Genomic DNA, 25,808 nt, shown 5'->3' with positions numbered 1-25,808 from the left:
CGCAGGAGTCGAGCGCCTTCCGCTCGAATCAACAGAGCATGAGAAACAACAATATCGTTTAACAGAACTATATAAAAAAAACAGACTCTATAAAAGAGCCTGCTTGTTTTTTGTTATTAAGCTTTACGAACGTTAGCTGCTTGAGCTCCACGTTGGCCTTGCTCAACATCGAAAGTCACTGCTTGACCTTCTTCTAAAGTTTTGAAACCTTCGCCTTGAATAGCTGAGAAATGAACGAATACGTCTTCTCCACCTTCACGCTCGATGAAACCGAAGCCTTTTTCGCTGTTAAACCATTTTACTTTACCGTTTTCCATTTTTGTTGCCTCCTAGTGTGCTAACACACAATGTATTACTATCCTTGCTCTCAGTGATCATCAAGACGAAAAGTTTTACTAATACAATCCTTTACACCGAACAAAAATAATTCTTAATTATAATAACATTTTTTGAATAGGTTTGCAAGTTTACTTCACAAAGCAGTGAATAAAAAAAAATGAAAGACGGAGGTTATTCTAAACTCCGCCTTAATATGTCGATTAAATCAGATAAATTATTTTGTACAGCTGAATTTCCCCCTGAGCTTCTAGTAACAGCTCCACCACTATTTGCTTCACCAGCTCCAGTGACATTTTTCGTAACTGATATTGGAGAAATAAAAACAGCCCCACCAAAGTTAATAATACCGCCAGATACAGTCCCGATTGAAATTCCATCCTGATTGATAGCCAAAGCTTCCCCTTCCTTCTTGTCCATTAAAATATGATATGTACAAGTTCGAATGCTTGTCTAAACTCCTTCATTATGGAAAAAAATTTTTTCATTGCCCTCTAATATTACTTTTTCCAATTTATTTACAGTATTTTTCATTCCAAAAAACCTATTCGAAACCACGAAAATTTAGTAATATGTAATAATGTATTAATTCTTGAACAAAGCGAGGATTACGAAAATGGCCTTATTAAATGTTGAAAATTTATCCCATACATTCGGAGACCGTACTTTATTCAAAGACGTTTCCTTTCGATTATTAGCTGAAGATCATGTTGGACTTGTCGGTGCAAATGGGGTCGGTAAGTCTACTTTAATGAATATTATTACAAACCAATTGATTCACGATAGTGGTCGTGTTGAATGGACACCTGGTGTTCATTATGGTTATTTGGATCAGCATACGGTGCTGACGCCAGGAAAAACCATGCGTGATGTTTTGCGGGATGCCTTCCTTCCTCTTTTTGAGAAAGAAAAAGAATTAAATGAAGTAACAGCACAAATGGCTGATGCAACTCCTGAAGAACTTGAAGAATTATTAGAAAAAATGGGTGAAATTCAGGATGCTCTTGATGCAGGTGGTTTTTATTCATTAGATATCAAAATTGAAGAGGCGGCCCGCGGTTTAGGACTTGATGCTATCGGTCTAGATCGAGACGTTGCTGCACTTAGCGGTGGGCAGCGTACAAAGGTCCTGCTTGCCAAGCTTCTTTTGGAACAACCAAAAGTATTGCTGCTTGATGAGCCTACCAACTATTTAGATGTGGAGCATATTCGCTGGCTTCAGTCCTATTTAAAGGATTACCCTTATGCATTTTTATTGATTTCCCACGATACTGAATTCATGAATCATGTTTCAAATGTTATTTTTCAATTGGAATTTTCAAAGCTTACTCGTTACACGGCCAGCTATGAAAAATTCCTTGAACTAGCTGAAATCAATAAAAACCAACATATCAACGCATATGAGAAGCAACAAGAATTCATCAAAAAACAAGAAGACTTTATTTCTCGAAATAAAGCGCGTTATTCTACTACCGGCCGGGCAAAAAGCCGCCAAAAACAGTTGGATCGGATGGAACGGATTGATCGTCCGGAAACGGCTATGAAGCCTACATTTGAATTCAAAGAATCTCGCAGTAGCAGCCGTTATGTGTTTGAAGCAAAGGATTTAGAAATTGGTTACTCTCACCCACTCCTTCCGAAGATGAGTATGACATTAGAGCGCGGTGAAAAAGTCGCGATTATCGGCTGTAACGGTGTAGGTAAGTCAACCTTACTAAAAACGATGCTTGGTAAAATTGATCCGTTAAATGGATCTGTCGAACGCGGTGATTTCCTCTTCCCTTCTTATTTTGAACAGGAAGTAAAAGCAGGAAACATTACACCAATCGAAGATGTTTGGAATGCTTTTCCTTCCATGGATCAGCATCAGGTACGCGCAGCCCTTGCTCGCTGTGGTTTGAAAAATGAGCATATCTCTCGCCCATTGAGCCAGTTAAGTGGTGGAGAGCAAGCGAAGGTCCGCCTTTGTAAGCTGATGATGAACGAAAGTAACTGGATTTTATTCGATGAGCCGACCAACCACTTGGATATTGACGCAAAGGCAGAATTGAAGCGGGCGTTAAAAGCCTATAAAGGAACCGTTGTATTAGTTTGCCACGAACCAGACTTTTATGAGGATTGGATTACAAAAGTTTGGAATGTCGAAGAATGGTCACAATTAATAGTCTAAGGAAATTTTTCAAACCCCTGTCCAAAAGCAGGGGTTTTTCTAATTAATGTGGGTTTTTAAGGTGTTTCTCACTGTTTCCGTATCTAAAAAATCGATTAATGTTAATAGGATAAATAGATTTAATGAATTTATTCAACATTATCCTTTATTTATAATGAGAAAGGCTAAGATATTTCTACTATATACAAAATTACAACGAGGTGTATTTTAAAATGAAAAAATGGCTTTCCGTTATCATTCTTGCTATGCTAGTATTTTCACTTGCAGCTTGCGGTCAAAAAGATGATAAAGCAAGTGAAGGTAAAAAAGAAACAAAAAAAACAACTGAAGTGTTTAAGATTGGTGCGATTCCTGACCAAAATGCGGCAGACCTTGAAAAAGGAATGACGGCCGTTGCGAAATACTTAAGTGAAAAGACTGGCATGAAGGTTGAATTCGTTCCTTCTGTCGACTATGCAGCCCTAGTTACTGGATTTCAACGCGGCGAGATCCATATGGCTTGGTTTGGTGGATTAACAAGTGTACAAGCAAGAAATCTTGTGCCAGATGCTGATTCTTTCGCACAAAGACCAAGAGATGCAGAATTCCACTCCGTCTTTATAACTCAACCAGGTTCAGGTATTAATAGTCTTAAGGATTTAAAAGGCAAATCGTTTACGTTTGGCAGTGAGAGTTCCACTTCTGGACATTTAATGCCACGGTATTTTCTTTCAGAGGCTGGGATTAATGCAAATTCAGACTTTGACGGAAAACCAAATTTCTCAGGATCACATGATACCACCTATAAATTGGTTGAATCCGGTGCGTTTAAAGCTGGTGCTTTAAATGAAGCCGTTTGGCAAGTTGCTGTAAAAGAAGGAAAAGTGGATACTAATAAAGTTAAGGTATTCTATACGACTCCTGCTTTCTATGACTATAACTGGACGATGAATAGCAATGTCGATGAGGTATTCGGAAAAGGCTCTACGAAAAAAGTAGAAGACGCGATTCTTTCTATTACAACTGATCAAAAAGAAATTACAGACTTTTTCCAAACAGATAAATTTGTAGAAACGAAAAACGATAATTATCAAAAGATTGAAAAGGTAGCAAAAGAGTTAAACATCATCAAGTAGTAGGTGTTCTAAAATGTCTTCAAAAAAAATGATTGAAGCTAATAGCATATCCAAACATTATGAGCGGAAGATAGCCTTATCTTCCCTTTCTTTTTCTATTAACCAGGGGGAAACAGTCGCTTTGATTGGCCCAAGCGGCGCGGGGAAAACGACGCTGCTGAACTCAATCGCTGGATTAATTCTACCTGAGCAAGGCGACATAATTATTGATGGCAAGTCCATTACTTCTTATAAAAAAGGTAAGATTTTTGCGAAAAAGGTTGGAGTTATTCGCCAACAATTTGATTTAATAGGACCGCTGGCAGTGATTCATAATGTGCTCGCTGGTAAATTAGCTGACTGGGGATTATTGAAAGCTTTATTCTCATTACTGATTCCACAAGATAAAGCTGCTGCCATAAAAGCACTTGAGAGAGTTGGATTACATGACAAAGCTTACGAAATCACATCTACTTTATCAGGTGGCGAGCAACAGCGAGTTGCGATGGCGAGATTAATGGTTCAAAATCCGGAATTAATTTTAGCGGATGAACCGGTTGCATCGCTTGACCCTGCCCGGGCAGATGATATATTAGCGATGCTCACCAATATCGTTTTAGAACGAAAACAAACGATAATTGCCAGTTTGCACTCAGTTGAATACGCCCGTAAATATTTTACCAGAATCATTGCCCTAAAAAATGGTGAACTATTTTTTGATTTGCCATCAGAAAAAGTAACAGATGAGTTGTTATTAGACCTTTATCAACTGAAGGGGCGCAGCTAAGATGAGCAGGTTCGTATCCTCCTTCCGTTTGCATAATCGTTTTCTGCTAACCTTATTGTTGGCGGCTATTTTTATATGGAGCCTCTTCTCCATTAAATGGAATGCCGATTTGTTTCATGCAGGTGGTATTCCTACCATGCTTCAGATTCTTGAAGGTCTTTTTCATCCAGATTTTTCCTCAGATGTCTTATCCCGTGGTTTCGAGTCTGCATGGATAACACTGGCATATGCTCTAGCAGGAATGTCACTAGCGGTTGTCTATGCGTTTATCGTTGGAATTCTGGCATCTGGAACTTTAACTTCGGGAAAAATAGCCCGCGTATCCTCAAAAGTATTTTTTAGAGGAATTTTGGGATTTACTCGTTCGATTCATGAGCTTATCTGGGCATGGCTTTTTGTAGCTGCTGTCGGGTTATCCCCTTTTGCAGCGATTTTTGCACTTGCTATCCCATATGGCGGGATTCTTGGTCGAATTTTTGCTGATATGTTAAATGATGTCCCTATTGAGCCGATTAAGGCCTTAAAATCAGCTGGTGCGTCAAGGCTTCAAACGCTTATTTATGGTTATTTTCCCCTTGTTTGGGCTGATATGATCAGCTATACGATGTATCGTTTCGAATGTTCGATTCGTTCCTCTGCCATAATGAGTTTTGTTGGTTTAGGTGGTCTAGGATACCAAATTCAACTTTCGCTGGCTGATTTGAAATACGATCAAGTTTGGACTTATGTGTTTTTTCTGATTGGAATTGTATTATTAGTAGACTTGTGGAGTAATTTAGTACGCAAGTCATTAACGGAGCGAAAACGACGTAAAAGTTTTAGTTCTGGCTGGACTTCAACCTTTTTTGCTTTAGGGCTTATCATTGGTTCTTGGGTATATATCGTTATTGTTGATAAGGCAAATTTATTTGAATTGCTTTCAGATAAAAATATCGAATATGCGAAAAAGTTTTTTGGTGGTCTAATAGGATTGAATGAAAAACATCCTGCTTTTTTTAATACTCATGATTGGTCTTCTGCTCTAAAACTAACATTAGAAACGCTAGAGATGAGCATCATGGCGATAGGCTTTGCTACAATTGCTGCCTTTTTGACTGTGATCCCGGCTGCAAGAAATATGGCAAATGGCAGTTTGACGTCAGAGAAAAAGTGGTACAATTGGATCGTTTTTGGTGTGGTTCGGGTCATTTATATTTTTTCACGTTCTGTTCCCGAGCTCGTTTGGGCCATGATGATTATTTTTATTTTTAAACCAGGGCTTTTGCCTGGCGCGATTGCCCTTGCCTTGCATAATTTCGGAATTCTTGGCAAGCTATGGGCTGAGGTAATTGAAGATATGGACCCTCGACCCATCCGCAATTTAGCTTCTGCTGGTGCGTCAAAAGTTCAAACTCTTTTTTATGGTATCCTCCCGACTGTTCTACCGAGATTTCTTACCTATATTCTCTATCGCTGGGAAGTAATAATGAGGACCACCATCGTGGTTGGATTTGTCGGCGCCGGCGGTTTGGGAATAGAATTTAAATTGGCCATGAGCTTTTTCCAGTACACAGAAATCACTCTGCTTTTGCTATGTTATATGATTCTCGTTATAATCGCAGACTTTGCTTCAGAGAGTACGAGAAAAGCGGTGAAATAGAAAACGAACACACTTCATCACGAAGATGTGTTCGTTTTTTTATGCCAGCAATAGTATATCACGAGGTATCACTCTCCTATCTATCTGCTAGCATGGTGATTTATACTTGCTAGACACTTGATTTACTAGGTTTTTTATTCGTATCTTTCGTCTGTGACCGAAACCACCGCGGTTGGAGGAAAATAATTATTTAAAAACTTGTATTCATCCAACGATTTCCATTATTCTAATAGGAAGAGTTCACCGATTTAGATTAGTTTGGAGTGAAAAATTAATTGCAAACAAAAGCAGCTTTACCTATTCTTTTTGTCGTCATGTTTTTGGTAATGGTGGGATTTGGCATCATCATTCCGGTGTTACCGTTTTATGCTGAAGAAATGGGGGCAAGTCCCACTGAACTTGGTTTGTTAATGGCGGTTTACTCGTTTATGCAGCTTATCTTTGCACCGATGTGGGGCCGATTATCAGACCGAATTGGACGAAAGCCCGTTATGATGATTGGGATTACTGGCCTCGCTCTGTCTTTTTTTATCCAGGCGATATCAACGGAGCTTTGGATGCTATTTGCAGCGAGGATTGTAGGCGGACTTCTCTCTTCTGCCAATATGCCAACGGCCATGGCCTATGTTGCCGATATCACGACAGAAGAAAATCGTGGGAAAGGAATGGGGATAGTTGGGGCCGCAGTGGGATTAGGTTTTGTTTTTGGTCCTGCGATTGGCGGTATTTTTTCTAAAATAAGCTTGAGTATGCCGTTTTATCTGGCTAGCGGTTCTTCCCTGATTACCTTGGTCCTCGTATTTCTTTTATTAAAAGAATCAAAACTGAATAAAAATGATGCACATACGAATAAGCGATCTGTTTGGAATGCATTTAATCGTGAGGTAGCGGTTTTGTTTTTTGTGCAATTATTAATCTCTTTATCCCTTTCCGGTCTTGAAGCGACCTTTGCCTATTTTGCCGCTAAAAAAGCCGGACTTAATTCCACAGAGCTCGGTTATATTTTTATGATCATGGGGCTTGTTGGAGCGATGGTTCAAGGAGGTTTAGTCGGCAGATTGACGAAAAAATACGGTGAAGCTGCCGTTATTCAGGTTGGGATTATTGTTTCAACGCTTGGATTTGGCCTAATTTTACTTGTCAGTAGTTTTGCAACTGCAGCTGTCTTTTTATCCATTTTTGGTATTGGTAATGGGGTTATTCGTCCAAGCGTCTCCTCACTACTAACCAAAACGTCAACTGCTGGGCATGGAAGAGCGACGGGCCTCCTCTCTTCCTTTGATTCGTTAGGAAGAATTATTGGACCACCATTAGGTGGGTGGCTGTTCTCAATGGCCATTGGTCTTCCTTATATATCAGGAGCAATCATTTCATTGGCAGCTTTAATTCTCTTTTTCTTATTCCGGCCGCAGGTAAGTACGGTGAAAACAACCAATATGCAAAATTAATGGATGAGGCATATGTAGTTAGGACATGCATAAAATGGTTGCAAGGAAATAATTGATAAAAGGAGATCAGATCCATGAAAATCAATGCCGTCACAAGTGCTATTTTCCTTTTGGTCATATTAGGATTTGGAGCCTATCTTGAATCACCCTACTCGTTTATCAATAAAGACTTTGCCTATTCCAACGACCAGCCTGTCCTAGCGCAGCCAGCAGAAATGGAGAAGCCTGCAGATGTTCCTGAATTAGTAGATAAATTGGTGAAAACCGAAAAGGTGGACGGTTATACGGTGGAAACCTATGAGGAATTTGAGGTCTACAAGGATAAAGACGGGAACGAAATAAAAAGTGAACCTACAGGAAAGAGAGAAACGCTCAAATATTGGAATAATAAGGAATAAAGGCCGCGCAACTCAGCGGCCTTTTTATATTACGTACCACAAAAGGTTTGGTAGGGACGGGTAGATGGCTCAGGCGGCGTGCAATAGTCAGTATTCTCAGGCGTGTAAGTGCAGGGGCTTGCTAGAATACGAAGAAGCCTCTCCAGTACACTGTAATCCCCATGATTGACTGCGGCCTCTAACGCTTCTTCTACGCGGTGATTCCGTGGAATCACGGCAGGATTATTCTTCCGCATCAATTGCTGTGAAGAGCCTTTTGATTCCTCCTGCCTGCTCGTTCTTTCCATCCATCGTTTATGCCATTGAACAAACTCAGGGGCTCCAAACATGGCTGATTCTTCCTGTTGATCTAACGTTAAAGCCCGGAAGGTATTGGTATAATCCGCACGATTCTTTTTCATGATGTTGAGAAGATCTTCAATAAGAGCAACATCATGAGCCTCTTCATTAAATAATCCGAGTTTTGCTCTCATTCCTTCCAGCCATTTGGCTTGATAAATCTCCATATAATGTGAAATCGCTTCTTGGGCTAATTCGAGAGCTTGCTCTTGATTATCATGAAGCAGCGGCAATAAGGTCTCAGCAAATCGTGCTAAATTCCATCCGCCAATATAAGGCTGATTACCATAGGCATATCGGCCCCCGGTGTCAATCGAACTGAAGACTGTCTCCGGATCATAATGGTCCATAAAGGCACAAGGACCATAGTCAATCGTTTCACCACTAATGGTCATATTATCAGTATTCATGACCCCGTGAATAAAACCAATCAACTGCCATTTGGCAATCAAACTTGCTTGCTGATTTATTACTACTTTCAGTAGTGAAAGATAACGATTTTCATCATCTTCAATGTCTGGATAATGACGTTTTATTGTATAGTCAGCCAAAGAACGCAGTTCTTCTATTTCGCCCTTTCCAGCGGCGTATTGAAAGGTGCCGACGCGAATATGACTGGCAGCGACACGGGTCAAAATCGCACCAGGAAGTGCGGTTTCGCGGAGCACGGACTCGCCGGTTGTCACCACTGCTAAACTTCGAGTGGTCGGAATCCCAAGCGCATGCATGGCTTCACTGATGATATATTCTCGCAGCATCGGTCCAAGTGCCGCTCGGCCATCGCCTCCGCGGGAATACGGAGTTCTACCTGGACCCTTTAGTTGAATATCAAATCGGTCACCTAAAGGAGTAATTTGTTCGCCCAACAATATGGCTCTCCCATCGCCTAACATCGTAAAATGGCCAAATTGATGCCCTGCATAAGCTTGTGCAAGCGGAAAAGATCCATCAGGAAGTTGGTTTCCAGCAAACACCGCTAATCCATTTTCACTTTCCAATGCCTCTACGTTTAACCCCAAGGTGGTTGCTAACGGTTTATTGAGAATGAGCAATTTCGGTGAACCTACAGGTGTTGGTTTCTGACTAGAAAAAAATGATTTCGCCAAACGGGAATAACTATTGTCAAAGTTCCATCCTGTTTCTTTTATTTCTTCTCTCATCCGGATTCTCCCTTTCCTTCTCGAAAAAATAAGTTGAATTATGAGTTTAAATCATATCGTTCTCCGGTCACAAGGTATATGACATGTTCAGCGATATTTGTCGAATGGTCCGCAATCCTTTCAATATATCTGCACACAAAAGCTAACTGGGTAATTTGATTCATTTGCGCAGGATAATTCTGTATATAGCCCATAAGTTCTTGAACTAATCTTCCATACATTTCATCTACTTTATCATCTCTTTTTGCACAATTCCTTGCAAGTTCAACATCCTCCTCTAGGAATGCTTTTAAAGAATCACTAAGCATTTCTAAAGCGAGATCCATCATTTTGGGAATGTCGACTATTTCTTTAATATGTTTCTCTTTACCTATGTGCAAGGTTGATTTTGCGATATTAACGGCATTATCGGCAATTCGTTCTACCTCGGAAGAAATTTTTAAAGCAACCACAATTTTTCTAAGATCCCTTGCTACTGGGGACTCCTTTGCAATTAAAATAATCGCTTTATTGTTAATTTCATGTTCTAGTTCATCAATAATAGTATCATTGTTAATGATTTCATTAGCTTTTTCAATATCTTGATGAATGAGTGTGTTTATACTTTCTTTAATCGCATCTTCCGATTTTCGAGCCATATCAATGAGCAAATCTTTTAATTGTTTTAAATTACTATCAAAGTTTAATCTGGTAATCATCTTATCACCCCTATTTATCCAAATCTTCCAGTAATATATCCTTCAGTGCGTTCATCCGTTGGATTGGAGAAAATCTTTTCGGTTTTATCAAGTTCAATTAATTCTCCCATCAAAAAGAACGCTGTTTTATCCGATACCCTTGAAGCTTGCTGCATATTATGCGTAACAATCACAATCGTATATTTTTCTTTTAGCTCTAAGATTAATTCTTCAATTTTTAAAGTCGATATTGGGTCCAGGGCTGATGTTGGCTCGTCCATCAATAACACATCAGGTTTTGTTGCGAGTGCCCTAGCAATGCACAATCTTTGCTGCTGTCCTCCAGAAAGTCCTAGCGCAGGCGCATGTAATCGGTCTTTTACTTCGTCCCATAAAGCTACGTCCATCAATGATTTCGTGACAATCTCTTCAAGATGAGTCTTTCTTTTGATTCCGTGGATTCTTGGTCCGTATGCTACATTGTCAAATATCGATTGGGGAAATGGATTTCCTTTTTGAAAAACCATCCCGACATTTTTTCGCAAATCTACCAAATCCATTTTCTCATTTAAAATATTTTGACCATTATAATTGATTTCCCCCGTCATTTTTACATTTGGAACATAATTAATCATCAAGTTCAGCGTTTTGATAAAAGTTGACTTTCCACATCCGGAAGGCCCAATTATCGCAGTAACCTCTTTTTTGTTAATCGGAAAGTTTATTTTCTTTAAAGCGTGATGCTCACCATACCATAAATTCAAATCGTTTATTTGAAAAACCTGTCTAAATGCAGCTAAATCGGACATTTTGCTCCCTCCTTACCCGAACCTTCCTGAAATATATTCTTCCGTCTTCTTTTGCGAAGGATTGGTAAATATTTTTTCTGTAAGATCGTATTCAATCAAATCTCCACTAAGGAAGAATGCTGTCTTATCCGAAATACGTGAAGCCTGCTGCATATTATGAGTTACGATAATAATCGAATAGTCCTTTTTTAAATCCACGATAAGGTCTTCAACTTTTGCGTTTGAGATCGGATCAAGAGCTGATGAAGGCTCATCGAGGAGCATAACTGTTGGCTTCATCGCAATCGTCCTTGCTATACATAGACGCTGCTGCTGCCCACCGGAAAGTGACAGAGCTGATTTATGAAGTCTGTCTTTGACTTCATCCCATAAGGCTGCTTTTTGAAGACTTTCCTCCACGATTCTATCGAGTTCGCTTCTCTTTCTAGTTCCAGAAAATTTTAAAGCGTGGGTAATGTTTTCATAAATGGATTTTGGAAAGGGATTCGGTTTTTGAAAGACCATCCCTATTTCCTTTCGTAATGCGACTACATTTATTTGATCGGATAAAATATTAATGTCCTCATAAAGGATCTCCCCTTCTGCTCGTGCCCCCGGTATCAGATCATTCATTCTGTTTATACTTCGTAAAAAAGTCGACTTCCCACATCCTGATGGACCAATAAGTGCAGTTACAGAATTTTTTTCAATTTCTAATGAGATTCCGTTAACAGCCCTTTTTTCTCCATAGAAAATTTCTAAGTCTTTAACTTGTAAAATATAATTCCTCTGCCAATTTTCATGGCCTTGAACTAAATTGGTTTCAACTGGTCTTTCCCTTGTAGCTGTAACCATGTATACTCACCTGCTTTTTATTTAGATGCTGTAATCTTCCGATGGATCATACTACCGATCCATCGTGCCAATAAATTAAATATTAATACGGAAATGACTAAGACAGCAGCCGAACCGCTCGAGACCTCTTCTACATCAGGGATTAAGCCTTGCGTATTCACAGACCATATGTGCACGGCCAAAGTTTCCGCAGGACGAAAAATATTTAATGGTGAGGTTGCAGAAAATGGATTCCAATTTGCGTAATCAAGTCTCGGTGTAGACAAACCAGCCGTAAATAATAACGCTGCCGCTTCACCGAAAACACGGCCGGAAGCAAGGATAATTCCTGTTAAAATGGTTGGAAATGCGCTTGGTAAGATAACCGTTTTAATCGTGTGCCAATGCGTAATACCTAATGCAAGACTAGCCTCTTTTAACTCTCTCGGAACAGAACGAATTGCGTCCTCACTCACACGCACAATGACTGGTAAGTTAAATACAGTAAGTGCTAAAGCACCGCCTAATATCGTATAGCCCCAGCCTGTTAAATTTACAAACATTAATAAACCAAACATTCCAATGACAATCGATGGGAGAGATGCTAAAACTTCAACACAAGAACGAATAGTATCAGTAATCTTACCTGGTTTAGCATACTCCGCCATATAAATTCCACCACCTATACCAAGTGGAACAGCAATTAACATGGTGATAAATAGGACATAAAACGAATTGAATAATTGATCGCGGATCCCCCCGCCAGCCCGTACATTGCTTGAAGGCCCTGTTAAAAAATCAAGAGAGATGTTTTTTAAACCATTAACCAATATATAGTAAAACAATCCTACTAGTATGGAAATGATAATAAGAGCAATTAAATAAAAGACACCTGAAGCAATTCGATCTGCCGTTTTAGGATTCATTACATCTTCCTCCTTGCAGATAGATAACGAATGAGGAGAATAAAAGCGAACGACATGACTAATAAAATTAATCCCATCGACCATAGAGTATTATTTTCGACGCTTCCATATGTAGTATGACCCATGTTTAAGGTAATAATGGTCGTTAAGGTTGCAGATGCATCTAATAAACTTGAAGGCAAATTTTTAACATTACCAATGACCATTTGGACAGCTAATGCTTCACCAAATGCCCTCGCCATTCCTAGAACAATTGCCGTGAGCAGTGTTGGCATGGCTGCAGGAATCAACACTTTTCGGATTGTTTGCCAACGGGTAGCCCCAAGTGCATAAGAACCTTCTCTTAAGGGCTTTGGCAAAGAGCTCATCGCATCTGTTGCAATCGTCGTCACAGTAGGTAAAATCATGACGGAAAGGACAATGGTTCCGGACAGCAAACTAAATCCAAGTCCTCCAACATGTTCTCTGATAAACGGAACTAATACAGTCAGCCCGATGAAACCGTACACAACAGAAGGAATACCAACTAATAGCTCGATGACTGGCTGTAATATTTTTCTCCCCCAGGATGGAGCAATTTCTGTCATAAAAATGGCTCCACCAATCCCCAATGGTGCTGCTACAAGTGCCGAAAGAAATGTAACTGCAAATGAACCGAAAATAAACGGTAATGTCCCGTATTCGGGCTTAGCTTGATTTGTAGGATTCCAAGTTTTGCTGGTTAAAAACTCAATTAGACTAACACCATTTTTAATAAACGATTGCAGCCCTTTTGTTCCTAGAAAAATCGTGATGGCAATGGTTGCAGAAATCATAATAACCGCACATAAAATAACAAGGGCTTTTCCTCTGAATTCCCCGCCCATCCTATCTTTAGGTGATTTTATTAGTCTTTCTTTGGCAGAAAGCAGTTTTTCCATATTGCATCAAACACCCCTATATTACGTCTTAAGGGTAAATGTGTCCGACATTTACCCTGATTACTCCATTGATTTAATCTTATTTATTTGTTTGATTTCCTTTTGCGTCACGCTCTACTTTCATTTTTGTAACAGGTAAGTAACCTTGATCTTTTAACAAGGTGTTTTGAACGTCGTCAGACATTAAATAGTCTAAAAATGCTTTCGTAACTCCGCTTGGTTCACCTTTTGTATAGGAATGTTCGTACGCCCAGATTGGGAATTTACCTGTTTGTACGTTCTCATCTGTTGGTTCAACACCATCAATAGCAAGTGGAGTTACTTTATCATCTGTGAAATAAGAGAAGGCTAAATACCCGACTGCACCTGCAGTTTCATTGACTATTTTTTTAACCGTGTTTGACGAATCTTCTGTTATTCCTTCGGCAGGGGTTGCTCCATCAAGTCCAAATTTATTAAAGACTGCACGGGTACCAGAAGCATCCGGGCGATTCACCAAAACAATCTTTTGATCTTTACCGCCAACGTCCTTCCAGTTTGTGATTTTTCCAGTAAATACCTTTATAAGATTTTCTTTTGAAATGTCTTTAATGCCCACATCAGGGTTAACTGCTGCTGTTATTCCTACTACTGCTACTTTATGATCGATTAATTGATCGGCTGGGATGCCTTCTTTTTCCTCGGCGAATACATCCGAGTTCCCGATTTGAACAGATCCTTCAGCAACTTGGGATAAGCCGGTACCAGATCCTCCAGCATTTACTTGAATATCGACATTTGGATTATCCGCCATAAATTCTTCTGCTGCTGCGGCTACCAGAGGCTGCATGGCAGATGAGCCAGAAATGACTACGGACCCGGAAAGTTCTTTTCCACCCCCATCTCCTGTATCTTTCGTTTCATCTTTATTGGCCCCGCCGCCGCAGGCAGCTGCGAACACCATTAAAGCTATGATTGTCATTATTAGACTGATTTTTTTTAAACTCTTCATTTTAAAAACCTCCGCCAAATCTGTTTGATGTTTATGCATGCCTACACTTTCATACAAGAACGTTTTGTAGTTTACTTGTCAGAAATCGATATAAGACTTTAGCTCAACACTAATAAGTATCGATAAGAAAAAATTTTTTCTCTTTTATATATTGCCTCCCACCTATTTAATTATTTGGGTTAATTTTTAAATTTTTTTATAACCTAAGATTATAAATATAAATAAGTGAGGGATCCATATGTCATCAAATGAAAAAAATCAATCAGAGGCTGAAGTAGCAAATAGACGTATGAGTCAACAATTTAAAGACTTTAGTGAAAGGGGGTCAGCAGAGGAAAAATCTGAGGCAGAAATGGCCAATCATGAAATTCAGGAACAATTCTATGGGAAGAACGAGGATAACCTTGCACCTTTCCATGTGGATGTTAACAATCCTCCGATAAAAAAATAAAAAGCTTTAATCACCTATTTCTCTTTGTTTATAACAAAAAGAAGATACAAATGAAAAATGTATCTTCTTTTAATGATAGGACTTTGACATTACTTTTTGAGCGCTAATAGAACAATAGGTCAGTTTGCTTCCGGATCAATAACAGCCAGTTGATTTGCCCACTTAGCAATATTGGCTGCCTGATTGCTTCCTTCGGCAGGATAGTCCGTAATATGATACCAGTTAATCGTACGTTTTTGGCCCGCTTTGACGCTTGCATCAAACGATGCTCCGAAGATATAGCCAAAAGCACTTAACCCGGTAGGTTGGTCTTTCGTCCAGGCAATTCCATGGGCCGGACTTGAAATGGCTGTTTTCGGACCGTCGTAGATATAGTTGCCAGTCCATCCGGAAGTCATAAAGCCAGGATTTGCTTTCGTAATACCTGGAACAAATGCTGTGTCATCTGCACTATCTGGATCAAGCAGGTATTGGAAATATCCATTGAAATCCTTCTCACCGGTATTCTCCAATTCAAGCGTAAACTTGACTACCGGTGCATTTGGAAGCGCCCGATACGTAACAGAAGTTTTAATAGAAGGATTTATCTGCGCCTGTCCGGATGCGTGGATGGTATTTCCAACCGTTTCGATATTCGGTAATGACAACCACTCTCCCTCACGGTTCCATGGGCGTTTCGGATCGTTCATTGTTGGCGAAAGGATCCATTCACTCCAATCGAGCGTTTCCAATGCATTGTTATCAAGCAAGGCGATATCCCCCAGCCACCCCGGCTGGAATGTACCAGGCTGATTATTAGCTGCAACCTGGGAGGAAATGGTCGCTTGAATTCGGTTATTCATAACGAAGTGAAACGGATTGCCACTAATGGCATCCAATCTCGGGCTTCCGAAATTATAGTCCGGCGCTTCCTGTGATACACCTGCAACTGGTTCCGTGATTGCTTTTACGTGTAATCCCACTGTCCGGTTTTCTCCGTTGACAAGTTCTACAGATACAGGCTGACTACTTTGATAGCCTCTGCGAACAACTGTCAGAGTATAGGTACCTGGCTTTAGCCCAAGCATGTAATGTCCCTCGGCATTGGCAGTGGAAATTTGACGATTCCCTTCGCTGTCTGTTGCAATAACCGTAGCACTGCCAACAGGTTTGCCCAAGTCGTCTGTCACTTGGCCAGTCAGACGCGGCCAGCGCTGGGCAGCCTTACCTCCTGGAGTAAAACCATATAGGTTTCCATCAAGAGCCCCAACCACGAGTGTATTACCAGAAATGGCCGGCGATGACGCAACCCATGCTCCGATTTCATGCTGCCATAGAGGTTGTCCGGTTAAGCTGTCCAAAGCATAAAGATTTCCATCGTTCGAACCAATAAAAACGGTTTCGCCGCTGACTGCTGCAGAAGAAATGATTCCTCCCTTAGTGTGATAGCTCCATTTCTTTGAACCTGTTACTGCATCTAATGCTGCAACGTTTCCATCCGGGAATCCCATATATACGACTCCGTCCGCTACGGCTGGAGACGAACCAGTTGTATCGCCGGCAATATAGGATGAATCCTTGCTCTGGTAACGCCATAGCTCTTTTCCGGTCGCTGCATCAAGAGTAACCAGCAATGCGCCACCGTATCCCATGTATACCCGTCCATCTGCAATCGCAGGCATGGAGTGCATCCAACCGCCGGCAGGTTTTTTCCTCCACAATTCCTTACCAGTTGAAGCGTCAAGTGAGATTAGCCAGCCGCCATCTCCCCCTACATAAATCTTGCCTTCCTCAACGACAGGAGTGGATTCGACAATCCAGCCGCCTGCTAAAGGAACGTTCCATTTTTCTTCACCAGTTTTTGCATCAAGAGCCATCATTTTACCGCCGCTGCCAGTGCTGTATGCCTGGTAGACAACGCCATCCTTTACAGTCGGAGAATAGTACATCCAAGCTCTTTGTACTTCATCCTTCCCAACCGTTTTTTCCCAAATAATCTCTCCTGTTTGGGCATTCATTGCATAAACGGTCCCACGGATGGAAGATGCATAGACGATCCCGTCAGCAACGGCAGGTGAAGCTTGTACTTGGGCGTCTGCCTTCACTTCCCAACGCTTGTGACCAGTTTCAAGATCGACCGCATGGATGGCATGGTGTTCACTTCCGCTTTCATCACGTGTTCCAATATAAACCATCCCATTTGAAATGGCCGGGGATGAGGTCAGGATTGTTCCTGGAGTCCGGTATGCCCAGCCAAGACTTAGACCTGCATCGAGAGTATCTTTCGCCGCTCCAGTGTGCTGGGCATTGCCATGGAACATGGACCAATCGTTCCCCTTCTTCGGTGCAACACGTTTGTCTTTATCCACGATACTGAAGGTGTTGTTTTTAACCCAAACCTTTCCTGCATCATCTGTTACCCTAACTTCGATGGCATGCTGACCTTTTTCTGCCTTTTCGGCATCCCATTGTTCATGCCAAGCCATACCGCTGCTTTGCCTTAGGTTTCTCCAGGAACCGCCATCAATGCGGTATTCTACCTTTTTGACATTACTTGACGTGTTATAGGCATTTACCAAAATGTCCATTTTTCCTTGTGACACTTCGCTGCCGGCTGTTGGATGAACAATTGCAGCGCTTTGTTTTACATCATACATTTTGTATTTCTCTTCCTGCTTTTCTCCCTGGAAAGAAACCATTCTGAATCCGTTTGGCATTTGGTCGATGGAGTATGCACTTGAAACCGTTGTTACATGGTCTGCACCTGGAATCGTATCCGTTGCAACATCGTTAACATGAGTATGTCCTACCATCACCAGGCGGGTATTGTATTGCTTCAGTAGGTCGATAAATTGCTTCGTTTTATCCGGCGAAGGTGTTTGCGGCGTGTTCATGGGTCTATGAACGAATATAACCACTTCCTTATCATCCTTTGCATTGATAGACAGATCCTTTTGCAGCCATTCCAACTGGTCTGGCTCATCAAAACCAAGAGTATTTTCCAATACTACAAAATGACGTTTGCCATAATCGAAAGAATACCATTCCGGTCCCAGATAATCACGGTATCGTTCAATTCTTGTCTTATAGTCAGAACCCGGCGCAAAGTCATGATTGCCGACCGCCGGATAGACAGGAAGCTTCGATGTAGACGTACTTGCAGTATAATCCGCAAATTCAGTAGGATCTGCCCGGTTGGTCAAGTCACCGCTGACAGCGATAAAAGCTGGATTTCCTGTCGACTCATTAATTTGTGCCAACTGGTCTGTAAAGCGTTCGCGGTTATTGGCCGTACCTGCTTGAACGTGTACATCGGCAATGTTGACAAAGCTAAAATTCGGATTATTGCTCTCCGGTGTATGTACTAGACCAAAGTTTTGTTCCTTTGTTTCCCCGGCTTGAACATTCCCTAACCGCTTGTAAAATTGCGGTGTTTTGTTCTGGTCAGTCGGAACACTGTATCCGCTTGGAACTGTGGCAAACACGATATCTTCAAGACGCCTGTCTGCGTCTATAGTAAAGGTATAATTACCAAGATCATCTGTGACGGTTATGTTTTTACCATCCGAGACGGATACATTGGGAATCCCTTGTTCATTCCCGTCCCGAGTTCCATTCCCGTTTTTGTCAGCGAACACAGTTCCCTTAATCGTAGCAGTAGGATTATCCGCTACAACGGGTTTTACTACAGCTGCAAGAGCGAGACCGCACATAGCAGCTGCAGCAACTGGTTTAAGTTTTTGTTTGACGGTTTTCCCGGTTCCTTTTTGTGACTTCATCTTTTTCCCCTCCTATTTTTCTCCCCTACCAATTTAAAAATCTGTAAGTAACTATTCGCATCACCACCTTTAAAGTTTTTTTATTAAGCGAAGAATCGCTCAAAGTACCAAATTAATCCCATTCCAAAGATCCCAGCCGTCGCAGCTGCCTGAACGACATTCGACCATTGAAACTTCCGGATATATACCAGAAAGGGAAATAAAATCAAAATAATTAAGGCTTGTCCTGCTTCAACACCAACATTGAATGAAAAAATCGACATGATCGATCTCCAGGTGACATCATTTGAAAGCTGTAAAGCACCAGCAAATCCTACGCCATGGATAAGTCCGAATCCGAATACTACGGCAAAACGATATTTAGAAGAAAATCCAAAATAATTCTCGACCGCTACAAATGCAATACTAAGAGCAATAAGCGGCTCAATAATGTCGGCAGGGAATTGGACCAGCTTTAACGCAGTTAACCCAAGGGTAATACTGTGGGCTAAAGTAAATACTGAAATGACTTTAAGAACATCTGTGATTCGGCGAGCCCCAAATACGAGGGCTATGACAAACAGTATGTGATCATAACCAATCATGATATGGTGGAAACCGAGCTGAACGAACCGGAAAAACTGGCCTGCCAAGCTTTCCTTTCCAGCATTAAATTCTCTGTCTTCGGAATTGAAAATAAATTGGCCATTTTTATTTTCTAAGTCGTATGTCATGATATTTCGATGCATGGAATCATTGTCATCAAAAAAAACACTATATTTTATTTGTATGGCAGATTTGTCTGTTGGAATAGGAAATTCAAGCCCTATTTTGGCGTAGTCCCTCCCTACCCTGTTTTCGATATCTGTTGAAATAACGGATCCCCTCGCTTTGGCTCCATCGGTAAAGACTTCGAAGTGGGAATCAAGGTATTCAGCAACAGCCCCACGTTGCTTTGCTAAAGCACTAGTCAGCAGGTCTTCCTCAGCACCTGGACGAACACTAAAATCGATCAGCCGCCCAAGCTCGAAAAAATCAAGGTGTAATTCTACATGAAGCTTATCCCTTTCCATCTTAATTTTTGAATACCCCTCACTGTTATCAGTGTGGGCTGATGCATTAATTGGTAAAAGCGTTAATGTAATAAAGGAAATTAACGCAGCAAACCCAGCTACTATTTTTTTCAATGCTACTCACACCTTTAATCTAGTTATTTCATTCAGTAAGTTCTACTAAATCAAGTTTAAGTTTTGGATGTAAAGCGTATATGAAGTTAACATTGAAAATTTATTAATACTTTTGTATCTATTTTCCTAGGAAAATAGACTGAAGGATGAAGGATTAGGTCCGGTTGTGGACCTTCAGATGATTTAATAAAACAGGAATAAGAGGTGTGGATATTAAGAAGAGTAATACCATTAAAAAAGGGTAAATGCCGAGGCACTTACCCTTTTTAATTAATTATTTATTTGTTTGATTTCCTTTTGCATCACGTGCTACTTCCATTTTAGTTACAGGAAGATATCCTTGCTCTTTTAATAATGTGTTTTGGATCTCATCAGACATCATATAGTCAAGGAACGCTTTAGTTAAATCTGTAGGCTCACCTTTTGTATAAGAGTGTTCGTATGCCCATACAGGGAACTTACCAGATTGTACGTTTTCTGCTGTTGGTTCAACACCATCGATTGAAAGAGGTGTTACAGAATCATCAGTGAAGTATGAGAATGCAAGGTATCCAATTGCACCGTCAGTTTCGTTAATAATCTTTTTAACTGTGTTTGAAGAATCTTCTGTTACTCCTTCAGCAGGTGTTGCACCATCAAGAGCAAATTTATTGAATACAGCACGTGTACCTGAAGAATCAGGACGGTTTACAAGGACAATCTTTTGGTCTTTACCGCCAAGTTCTTTCCAGTTTGTAATTTTTCCAGTAAATACTTTAATTAAATCTTCTTTTTTAATATCCTTAATACCAACTTTAGGGTTAACTGCAGCTGTCATACCTACAACCGCTACTTGATGGTCAACTAGCTGGTCAGCTGGAACGCCTTCTTTTTCTTCAGCAAAAACGTCTGAGTTACCAATTTGAACAGTTCCTTCAGCAACTTGTGATAAACCTGTACCAGATCCGCCTGCATTTACTTGAATATCAACTTTTGGATTTTCTGCCATAAATTTTTCAGCCGCTGCTGCCACTAATGGCTGCATTGCTGATGATCCAGATACGACTAATGAGCCGGAAAGTTCTTTCTTTTCTTCAGTTTTTGGTGTTTCTTTGCTAGTGTTACCTTCAGTCTTCTCAGTTGTAGCTCCGCCTCCGCATGCAGCCATGAATACCATTAATGCTGCAAATATTGTAACTAGGCTTAGTTTTTTAATACTTTTCATTTTCTTTGTTCCTCCTAAGAGTAATTAATTTTTTGTTACTCCTTACTTTATCTACTATAGGATAAAAGTATTAATCCAGTTTTAATAGAATGTAAAGGTTATGTAAAGGTGTACTCCTTATTATAGGAATACTGTAAAATTTTAGGAGATTTATTGAATTATCATCTTTTTGTCAATTCTCTTTATTGCACTTCAATTTTATAGCCAAGACCACGAACGGTTTTAATATATACTGGCCGCTTTGTATCCTCTTCAATTTTTTCTCTTAAATGGGCGATATGCACGTCCACAATTCTCGTATCTCCTGCAAAGTCATAATTCCATACGGTACTAAGCAGTTGATCGCGAGTTAGGACTCGCCCCTTATTTTGCACCAGGAAAAGAAGCAGCTCAAATTCCTTTAATGTTAACTCTAGAAGATTCTTTTTATTGTAAGCTTCATATTTTTCAGGATAGATTGTTAATCTGCCAATTTTTAATTGTGGGCCATTTATATGCGCTAGTGCATCTTCCGCTTGAGCCTGGGTTCTTCTTAAAATCGCTTTTACTCTGGCAATCACTTCTCTTGGACTAAATGGCTTTACCATATAATCATCTGCTCCAAGCTCAAGTCCTAGGATTCGATCGAATTCATCATCTTTTGCCGTCAGCATTAAAATAGGAGTCATGATTTTATTCTGGCGAAGCAGTTTACATACTTCTAATCCATCTAATTTTGGAAGCATTAAATCTAAAACGATAATATCAGGAGACTCGATTTCTACTAATCGTTTTCCAGCCTCACCATCCATCGCTGTAATGACTTCAAAACCAGCTTGCTCCAAATTATATTGGAGAAGCGTAACGATCGACTGTTCATCATCAACAACAAGTACTTTATTTTTCATAATTTCACCCACTATTCAAGATAACCTAATTATTATAATAAGAATGATATTATTTTGGTAAAAATAGAAAAAAAGAACACGGGGCCCTGTGGATTAATTAAGGAACCTAAGGGTACCCTGATTTGTTTGGAGGTTTATAACTTGAATATGCAGTAAAGCTGAAGCATCTTCTCAAGTTACAATAATGAAGGAAACAAAAAATACTAAAAGGTAGCCAATAAATAGAAAAAACGGTCTGATATATGTTCTACGTCTCTATTAAACAAAATGAATATTAACGCCGCGTTTCTATTTTGTTAAGGGATTGCAAAGATTCTGTAAATAAGAAATAATATTTTTTGCAAAAAATAAATCACGTGAACTAATCTATTTCGAATTTACATTGAGGGGTGGGCATGATAGCCTGGAGGGCTAGCCAGGAGTTGTTAGACTTCTGGCTTAAAATAATGCCAACTTATATAAGGGATTATTATCTTACTGAAAGAAGTTACATAATGATTAAAAGCTTGTAATTTTTCGAAATCTTTTTAGAACTTCAGCAATTTGGCAATATATTGGACTTCAACGATAACATGGAAAAGGGGTCATTCGCCTATTATGATAAACAATTGGCGATGATCCCTTTTTGATGATATTCTAAATCAAATCTATGCTGAAATTTGAGACTGCTGCGAAGCCTTTGGTTTTTTGACTTTTCTAAACATCCATTCATACATGATTGGAATAACAAAAAGACAAATTAGTGTCGAGCTGATCATGCCTCCTACAACTACTACACCCAATGTTTGTGACACGATGGTATCTCCTTTACCTGATACAGCTAAAGGAAGCAAAGTTAATATTGTCGTTCCTGCTGTCATTAAAACCGGTCTAACCCTAGTAGCAGTACCCTTCAGGATTGCTGATTTTGCTTCATATCCATCCCTAAGGTTTCGTTCAATTCTATCGACAAGGACAATCCCGTTTGTCACGACAATCCCAGTCAACATCAATAATCCCACTAATGCCGCAAGATTCCATTCAAGTTTAAAAATAAACATTCCGATTACAGATCCGATAAAGGCTAACGGAATGCAGACTAATACAGAAAGAGGTGCTCTCCATCCCCGAAAAACAGAACTTATGATTACCAGCACAAGCAAAATGGAAAGGAATAAGGCAATTGACATTTCATAAATCATTTCGTATACCTGTTCCGGAGCACCCGCGAAGGAATACTCGATACCCTCTGGCAGTGGAATTTTACCAAGGGCACTTTTGACTTGTTTCGTCACTTGTCCAATATCATTTGAAATGATGTTTGCGGTAATCACAGCGTACGGTTGTCCATCCTTCTCTTGAATCACCGATGAACCAGTTGGCTCCAAAACAGCGAGCTGATCCAAGGTCACTTTTTGTCCTTCTTTAGTTAGGAAGGTCTCCCCGCCCATTAAAGTAAAAATATCCTTTGTGCTGCCAGTTTGTTTATCCGTATGAATGACAGTTGGAAAGGTATTTTGATTAATGGAGATGAAACCTTTATTTCCTTCAGCGGTATATTGCTGAATTCGATTTATAACATCATCGAGTTTAATAGCATAATGTTCGATTGCCTTGCGGTTAAGCGTAATGTGATATTGAGTCATATGATCGTCATCATCCGCAATCCCCTGTACGGATAGTCCGGGAACGAGTTTAAGTTCGTTTCGCATTGTTTGAGCCATTGATTCCAAGGTCTGACTATCTGATCCCGTAAGATTAATTTTTAGCTGGGAATCATCGCCTGCGATGTTTTGATTTGAAACTGCATAAACAGCTTTGCTTGACAAAGCATTTAATTGTTTCTGTAAACTTATAATAAAGGCATCTACGTCATTACCTTCCTTAACTTTTATTGACAAATTGGCATTATTCGGTCTCTGAAGCCATCCGCCACCTGCATCAAATACATCATCCGATTGAGGGGTAAACGATGAACCTAGCCCTGATGAAAATGAGTCCACTTTTGAATTGGTTTCCAATAAGGCTTCCAATCTTCTCACTTCTGCGTCAACTTCAGCTAATGAAGTATTTTGCGGAAGTTCCACTTGTACTGCGATTTGGCCCGTGTTATTCCCCGTAGGTAAAAAATTCACGGGAAGGAATGCAGCTTCCACTGAGGTTAATAAAAATAAGGCAAGAAAGGCAAAAACTACTTTTTTCTTGCGCCTAAATACCCAAGTAAGTATTTTGTGGGCAAACGGTTCTACTTCATCACTAATCGAAATTGGTTTTCCCTTCCAAAAAAGGTTGTAAAGCGCTGGAACAACCAATATGGAAACAAATAATGAAATAATTAACGCAATTACAACAGACCAGGCAAATCCTGAAAAAGCTGAGCTCACCAAACCGCCTATCAGTGCAATCGGAACATAAACGGCAACAGTGGTGGCGGTTGATGAAATAATTGCCGGAATCATTTCACTTACAGCCTGTGTTAACAAGTGAACACTGGTTTTTCCTTGTGCCTCATTCACTTTCCGGTTCATATTATCAAGGATGACGATCGAGTCATCGACGACCCTGCCCATGGCAACGATAAGTCCTGAAACGGTAAGTAAATTTAGACTAATTCCCATCGTTTTTAATATACCAGTTGTAGCTAATAGACAAATTGGCAGGGAAATGACAATTAATAAGGTAGAACGGACTTTACGGAAAAACAGAAAAACACAAATCATCGAAAACAAGCAGCCTAATAATCCCTCTTTTATTAAACCTTTTAAAGACTCATTAACCTGTACACCTTGATCAAATAAAATGGAAACTTGGATATCCTTATTCTTCAATGCAGGAATTTCATTGATTTTGCTCTTTATTCGATCAGATACATCGGTAATATTAGATGATGGAGTCTTCAACACATCTAGTAGAACACTAGGTTTCCCATTTGTCCTTGAAATCGTCTCCAGGTTTACAATGGAGTTTGAAATATTAGCCACGGCCGAAAGTGGAACAGTTTTACCCTCTCCGTTATGAATAGGTAACTGAAGCAAGTCTTGTTGATTTAATGTCCAGCCCGAAACTTGGACAGGAATAGAAACCTGGTTGTTTGATACCTTTCCTTCTATGCCTGTTGTATAGTCTACTTCGAGAGACTGCGTTACGTCATTTATTGTTAAACCAGCTTTTTTTAAATCTGCCATTCGAACGTTAATCGCATAACCGGCTGTTCCACCTCCGGATACTCGTACATCTTTAACCCCTGGGACTGTCTTCAATCGATTGACGAAATCCTCTTGAATAGAAGTTCGGAGCATATTTTCCGTTATATTTTCAGAAGAACTCATCAGACTCATTTTTATAATTGGCATGGAATGAGTACTAAGGCGGGTTACTAGCGGTTTCTCAATTCCTGCAGGCAGTTTGATATCAGCTAAAGCTTTTGTAACCTGTTCCTCCGCTTGCTTCATATCATAATTCATAGTAAAGTTCAGACTGATCAATGAACCGCCATTGAATGAGTTTGTTTCAACATCTTGAAGACCGTCTACTACCCGGAGTGCCTGCCCAATCGGTTCTGTTATCTTTGCTTTTATTTGATCGGCTTGGTAATTGTCAGCACGTACAGTAACAGACAGGGTTGAATTATTAATTTCCGGCAGGTAATCCCTCTGAATTTGTCGTGCAGACATTCCACCCCACAAAAGTAAAAGAACAATCAAAGTTACAATGAGAATAGAACGCTTCATCGTTTCATTTATCAATCGTTTCATATGAGTTTTTCCGAGCAATGATAGCCCGAAACCGTCCCCCCTCTTTTATGTAATCACACTACTATTAACAACAATAGCTACCCTAATGGATAGCTATTGTT

General features: G+C 40.1%; 21 protein-coding genes. 7 read left to right on the top strand and 14 right to left on the bottom strand.

What is annotated here, in order from left to right:
- Positions 1–116: 116 nt before the first annotated feature.
- Together ABES02_RS06570 and ABES02_RS06565 are read right to left on the bottom strand one after the other, a co-directional pair.
- Entirely contained in the window at positions 117–317 is a 201-nt protein-coding gene (locus tag ABES02_RS06570) for a cold-shock protein (protein ID WP_026574136.1), read from the bottom strand.
- Between the two features lie 193 nt (positions 318–510).
- On the bottom strand, positions 511–732 hold the full coding sequence (locus tag ABES02_RS06565) for a spore germination protein (protein WP_430132355.1): 222 nt from the start codon (positions 730–732) through the stop codon (positions 511–513).
- Between the two features lie 220 nt (positions 733–952).
- Here ABES02_RS06565 and ABES02_RS06560 point away from each other — a divergent pair, with 220 nt between their 5' ends.
- From ABES02_RS06560 to ABES02_RS06535, 6 genes are all read left to right on the top strand, one after another.
- Positions 953–2,506 (top strand): ABC-F family ATP-binding cassette domain-containing protein, encoded by a 1,554-nt coding sequence (locus ABES02_RS06560; protein WP_430132353.1) that lies wholly within the window; start codon positions 953–955, stop codon positions 2,504–2,506.
- Positions 2,507–2,718: 212 nt separating this feature from the next.
- On the top strand, positions 2,719–3,621 hold the full coding sequence (locus ABES02_RS06555) for a putative selenate ABC transporter substrate-binding protein (protein WP_430132351.1): 903 nt from the start codon (positions 2,719–2,721) through the stop codon (positions 3,619–3,621).
- 13 nt (positions 3,622–3,634) lie between these two features.
- Entirely contained in the window at positions 3,635–4,387 is a 753-nt protein-coding gene (locus tag ABES02_RS06550; protein WP_430132349.1) for a phosphonate ABC transporter ATP-binding protein, read from the top strand.
- A 1-nt stretch (position 4,388) separates the two neighbouring features.
- Positions 4,389–6,026 (top strand): PhnE/PtxC family ABC transporter permease, encoded by a 1,638-nt coding sequence (locus ABES02_RS06545; RefSeq protein ID WP_430132347.1) that lies wholly within the window; start codon positions 4,389–4,391, stop codon positions 6,024–6,026.
- Between the two features lie 275 nt (positions 6,027–6,301).
- Positions 6,302–7,474: an MFS transporter gene (locus tag ABES02_RS06540; RefSeq protein ID WP_430132345.1), complete on the top strand. Its 1,173-nt coding sequence runs from the start codon at positions 6,302–6,304 to the stop codon at positions 7,472–7,474.
- A 74-nt stretch (positions 7,475–7,548) separates the two neighbouring features.
- A complete protein-coding gene (locus ABES02_RS06535; protein WP_430132343.1) occupies positions 7,549–7,872 on the top strand; it encodes a hypothetical protein in 324 nt (107 codons plus the stop codon).
- A 29-nt stretch (positions 7,873–7,901) separates the two neighbouring features.
- On the opposite strand, the gene ABES02_RS06530 is transcribed toward ABES02_RS06535, so the two are convergent.
- From ABES02_RS06530 to ABES02_RS06500, 7 genes are all read right to left on the bottom strand, one after another.
- Positions 7,902–9,371, bottom strand: coding sequence for a protein adenylyltransferase SelO (locus ABES02_RS06530; protein WP_430132341.1), 1,470 nt, complete (start codon positions 9,369–9,371; stop codon positions 7,902–7,904).
- 38 nt (positions 9,372–9,409) lie between these two features.
- Positions 9,410–10,069 (bottom strand): phosphate signaling complex protein PhoU, encoded by a 660-nt coding sequence (gene phoU, locus ABES02_RS06525; RefSeq protein ID WP_430132339.1) that lies wholly within the window; start codon positions 10,067–10,069, stop codon positions 9,410–9,412.
- A gap of 14 nt (positions 10,070–10,083) precedes the next feature.
- Positions 10,084–10,857 carry a phosphate ABC transporter ATP-binding protein PstB gene (gene pstB, locus ABES02_RS06520; protein ID WP_430132337.1) on the bottom strand — a complete coding sequence of 258 codons (774 nt, stop codon included), beginning with the start codon at positions 10,855–10,857 and terminating at the stop codon, positions 10,084–10,086.
- 12 nt (positions 10,858–10,869) lie between these two features.
- Positions 10,870–11,691 carry a phosphate ABC transporter ATP-binding protein PstB gene (pstB, locus tag ABES02_RS06515; RefSeq protein WP_430132336.1) on the bottom strand — a complete coding sequence of 274 codons (822 nt, stop codon included), beginning with the start codon at positions 11,689–11,691 and terminating at the stop codon, positions 10,870–10,872.
- A gap of 17 nt (positions 11,692–11,708) precedes the next feature.
- Positions 11,709–12,596: a phosphate ABC transporter permease PstA gene (gene pstA / locus ABES02_RS06510; protein ID WP_430132335.1), complete on the bottom strand. Its 888-nt coding sequence runs from the start codon at positions 12,594–12,596 to the stop codon at positions 11,709–11,711.
- The gene (gene pstC / locus ABES02_RS06505) at positions 12,596–13,516 is read right to left on the bottom strand and encodes a phosphate ABC transporter permease subunit PstC (protein WP_430132333.1); all 921 of its coding nucleotides are present in this window, start codon (positions 13,514–13,516) and stop codon (positions 12,596–12,598) included. The genes pstA and pstC overlap by 1 nt, the downstream gene beginning before the upstream one ends.
- Positions 13,517–13,595: 79 nt before the next feature.
- On the bottom strand, positions 13,596–14,507 hold the full coding sequence (locus tag ABES02_RS06500; protein WP_430132331.1) for a phosphate ABC transporter substrate-binding protein: 912 nt from the start codon (positions 14,505–14,507) through the stop codon (positions 13,596–13,598).
- Positions 14,508–14,745: 238 nt separating this feature from the next.
- On the opposite strand from ABES02_RS06500, the gene ABES02_RS06495 reads away from it, so the two are divergent.
- A complete protein-coding gene (locus ABES02_RS06495; RefSeq protein WP_430132329.1) occupies positions 14,746–14,958 on the top strand; it encodes a hypothetical protein in 213 nt (70 codons plus the stop codon).
- A 119-nt stretch (positions 14,959–15,077) separates the two neighbouring features.
- Here the strand turns inward: ABES02_RS06495 and ABES02_RS06490 are convergent, their stop codons facing one another.
- From ABES02_RS06490 to ABES02_RS06470, 5 genes are all read right to left on the bottom strand, one after another.
- Positions 15,078–18,716: a PQQ-binding-like beta-propeller repeat protein gene (locus ABES02_RS06490; RefSeq protein WP_430132327.1), complete on the bottom strand. Its 3,639-nt coding sequence runs from the start codon at positions 18,714–18,716 to the stop codon at positions 15,078–15,080.
- Between the two features lie 83 nt (positions 18,717–18,799).
- Positions 18,800–19,882 (bottom strand): HupE/UreJ family protein, encoded by a 1,083-nt coding sequence (locus tag ABES02_RS06485; RefSeq protein ID WP_430132326.1) that lies wholly within the window; start codon positions 19,880–19,882, stop codon positions 18,800–18,802.
- 274 nt (positions 19,883–20,156) lie between these two features.
- Positions 20,157–21,086 (bottom strand): phosphate ABC transporter substrate-binding protein, encoded by a 930-nt coding sequence (locus ABES02_RS06480; RefSeq protein WP_430132324.1) that lies wholly within the window; start codon positions 21,084–21,086, stop codon positions 20,157–20,159.
- 182 nt (positions 21,087–21,268) lie between these two features.
- Positions 21,269–21,973, bottom strand: coding sequence for a winged helix-turn-helix domain-containing protein (locus ABES02_RS06475; protein WP_430132322.1), 705 nt, complete (start codon positions 21,971–21,973; stop codon positions 21,269–21,271).
- A gap of 647 nt (positions 21,974–22,620) precedes the next feature.
- Positions 22,621–25,707, bottom strand: a complete 3,087-nt coding sequence (locus tag ABES02_RS06470) for an efflux RND transporter permease subunit (RefSeq protein WP_430132320.1) — start codon at positions 25,705–25,707, stop codon at positions 22,621–22,623.
- Between the last annotated feature and the right edge of the window lie 101 nt (positions 25,708–25,808).

This window comes from Neobacillus pocheonensis (assembly GCF_050477905.1).
Taxonomy (GTDB): Bacteria; Bacillota; Bacilli; order Bacillales; family Cytobacillaceae; genus Neobacillus; species Neobacillus pocheonensis_A.
Note: the sequence above shows the minus strand (reverse complement) of the source record. Positions and strands in the feature narration are given on the sequence as shown.

Coding starts and splice junctions, on each gene's coding strand:
- pstA (WP_430132335.1), bottom strand. CDS start 12,596: ATGAATCCTAAAACGGCAGATCGAATTGCTTCAGGTGTCTTTTATTTA.
- ABES02_RS06530 (WP_430132341.1), bottom strand. CDS start 9,371: ATGAGAGAAGAAATAAAAGAAACAGGATGGAACTTTGACAATAGTTAT.
- ABES02_RS06555 (WP_430132351.1), top strand. CDS start 2,719: ATGAAAAAATGGCTTTCCGTTATCATTCTTGCTATGCTAGTATTTTCA.
- ABES02_RS06495 (WP_430132329.1), top strand. CDS start 14,746: ATGTCATCAAATGAAAAAAATCAATCAGAGGCTGAAGTAGCAAATAGA.
- ABES02_RS06470 (WP_430132320.1), bottom strand. CDS start 25,707: ATGAAACGATTGATAAATGAAACGATGAAGCGTTCTATTCTCATTGTA.
- pstB (WP_430132337.1), bottom strand. CDS start 10,857: ATGTCCGATTTAGCTGCATTTAGACAGGTTTTTCAAATAAACGATTTG.
- ABES02_RS06535 (WP_430132343.1), top strand. CDS start 7,549: ATGAAAATCAATGCCGTCACAAGTGCTATTTTCCTTTTGGTCATATTA.
- ABES02_RS06490 (WP_430132327.1), bottom strand. CDS start 18,716: ATGAAGTCACAAAAAGGAACCGGGAAAACCGTCAAACAAAAACTTAAA.
- ABES02_RS06545 (WP_430132347.1), top strand. CDS start 4,389: ATGAGCAGGTTCGTATCCTCCTTCCGTTTGCATAATCGTTTTCTGCTA.
- ABES02_RS06480 (WP_430132324.1), bottom strand. CDS start 21,086: ATGAAAAGTATTAAAAAACTAAGCCTAGTTACAATATTTGCAGCATTA.
- ABES02_RS06570 (WP_026574136.1), bottom strand. CDS start 317: ATGGAAAACGGTAAAGTAAAATGGTTTAACAGCGAAAAAGGCTTCGGT.
- phoU (WP_430132339.1), bottom strand. CDS start 10,069: ATGATTACCAGATTAAACTTTGATAGTAATTTAAAACAATTAAAAGAT.
- ABES02_RS06475 (WP_430132322.1), bottom strand. CDS start 21,973: ATGAAAAATAAAGTACTTGTTGTTGATGATGAACAGTCGATCGTTACG.
- ABES02_RS06550 (WP_430132349.1), top strand. CDS start 3,635: ATGTCTTCAAAAAAAATGATTGAAGCTAATAGCATATCCAAACATTAT.
- pstB (WP_430132336.1), bottom strand. CDS start 11,691: ATGGTTACAGCTACAAGGGAAAGACCAGTTGAAACCAATTTAGTTCAA.
- ABES02_RS06500 (WP_430132331.1), bottom strand. CDS start 14,507: ATGAAGAGTTTAAAAAAAATCAGTCTAATAATGACAATCATAGCTTTA.
- ABES02_RS06560 (WP_430132353.1), top strand. CDS start 953: ATGGCCTTATTAAATGTTGAAAATTTATCCCATACATTCGGAGACCGT.
- pstC (WP_430132333.1), bottom strand. CDS start 13,516: ATGGAAAAACTGCTTTCTGCCAAAGAAAGACTAATAAAATCACCTAAA.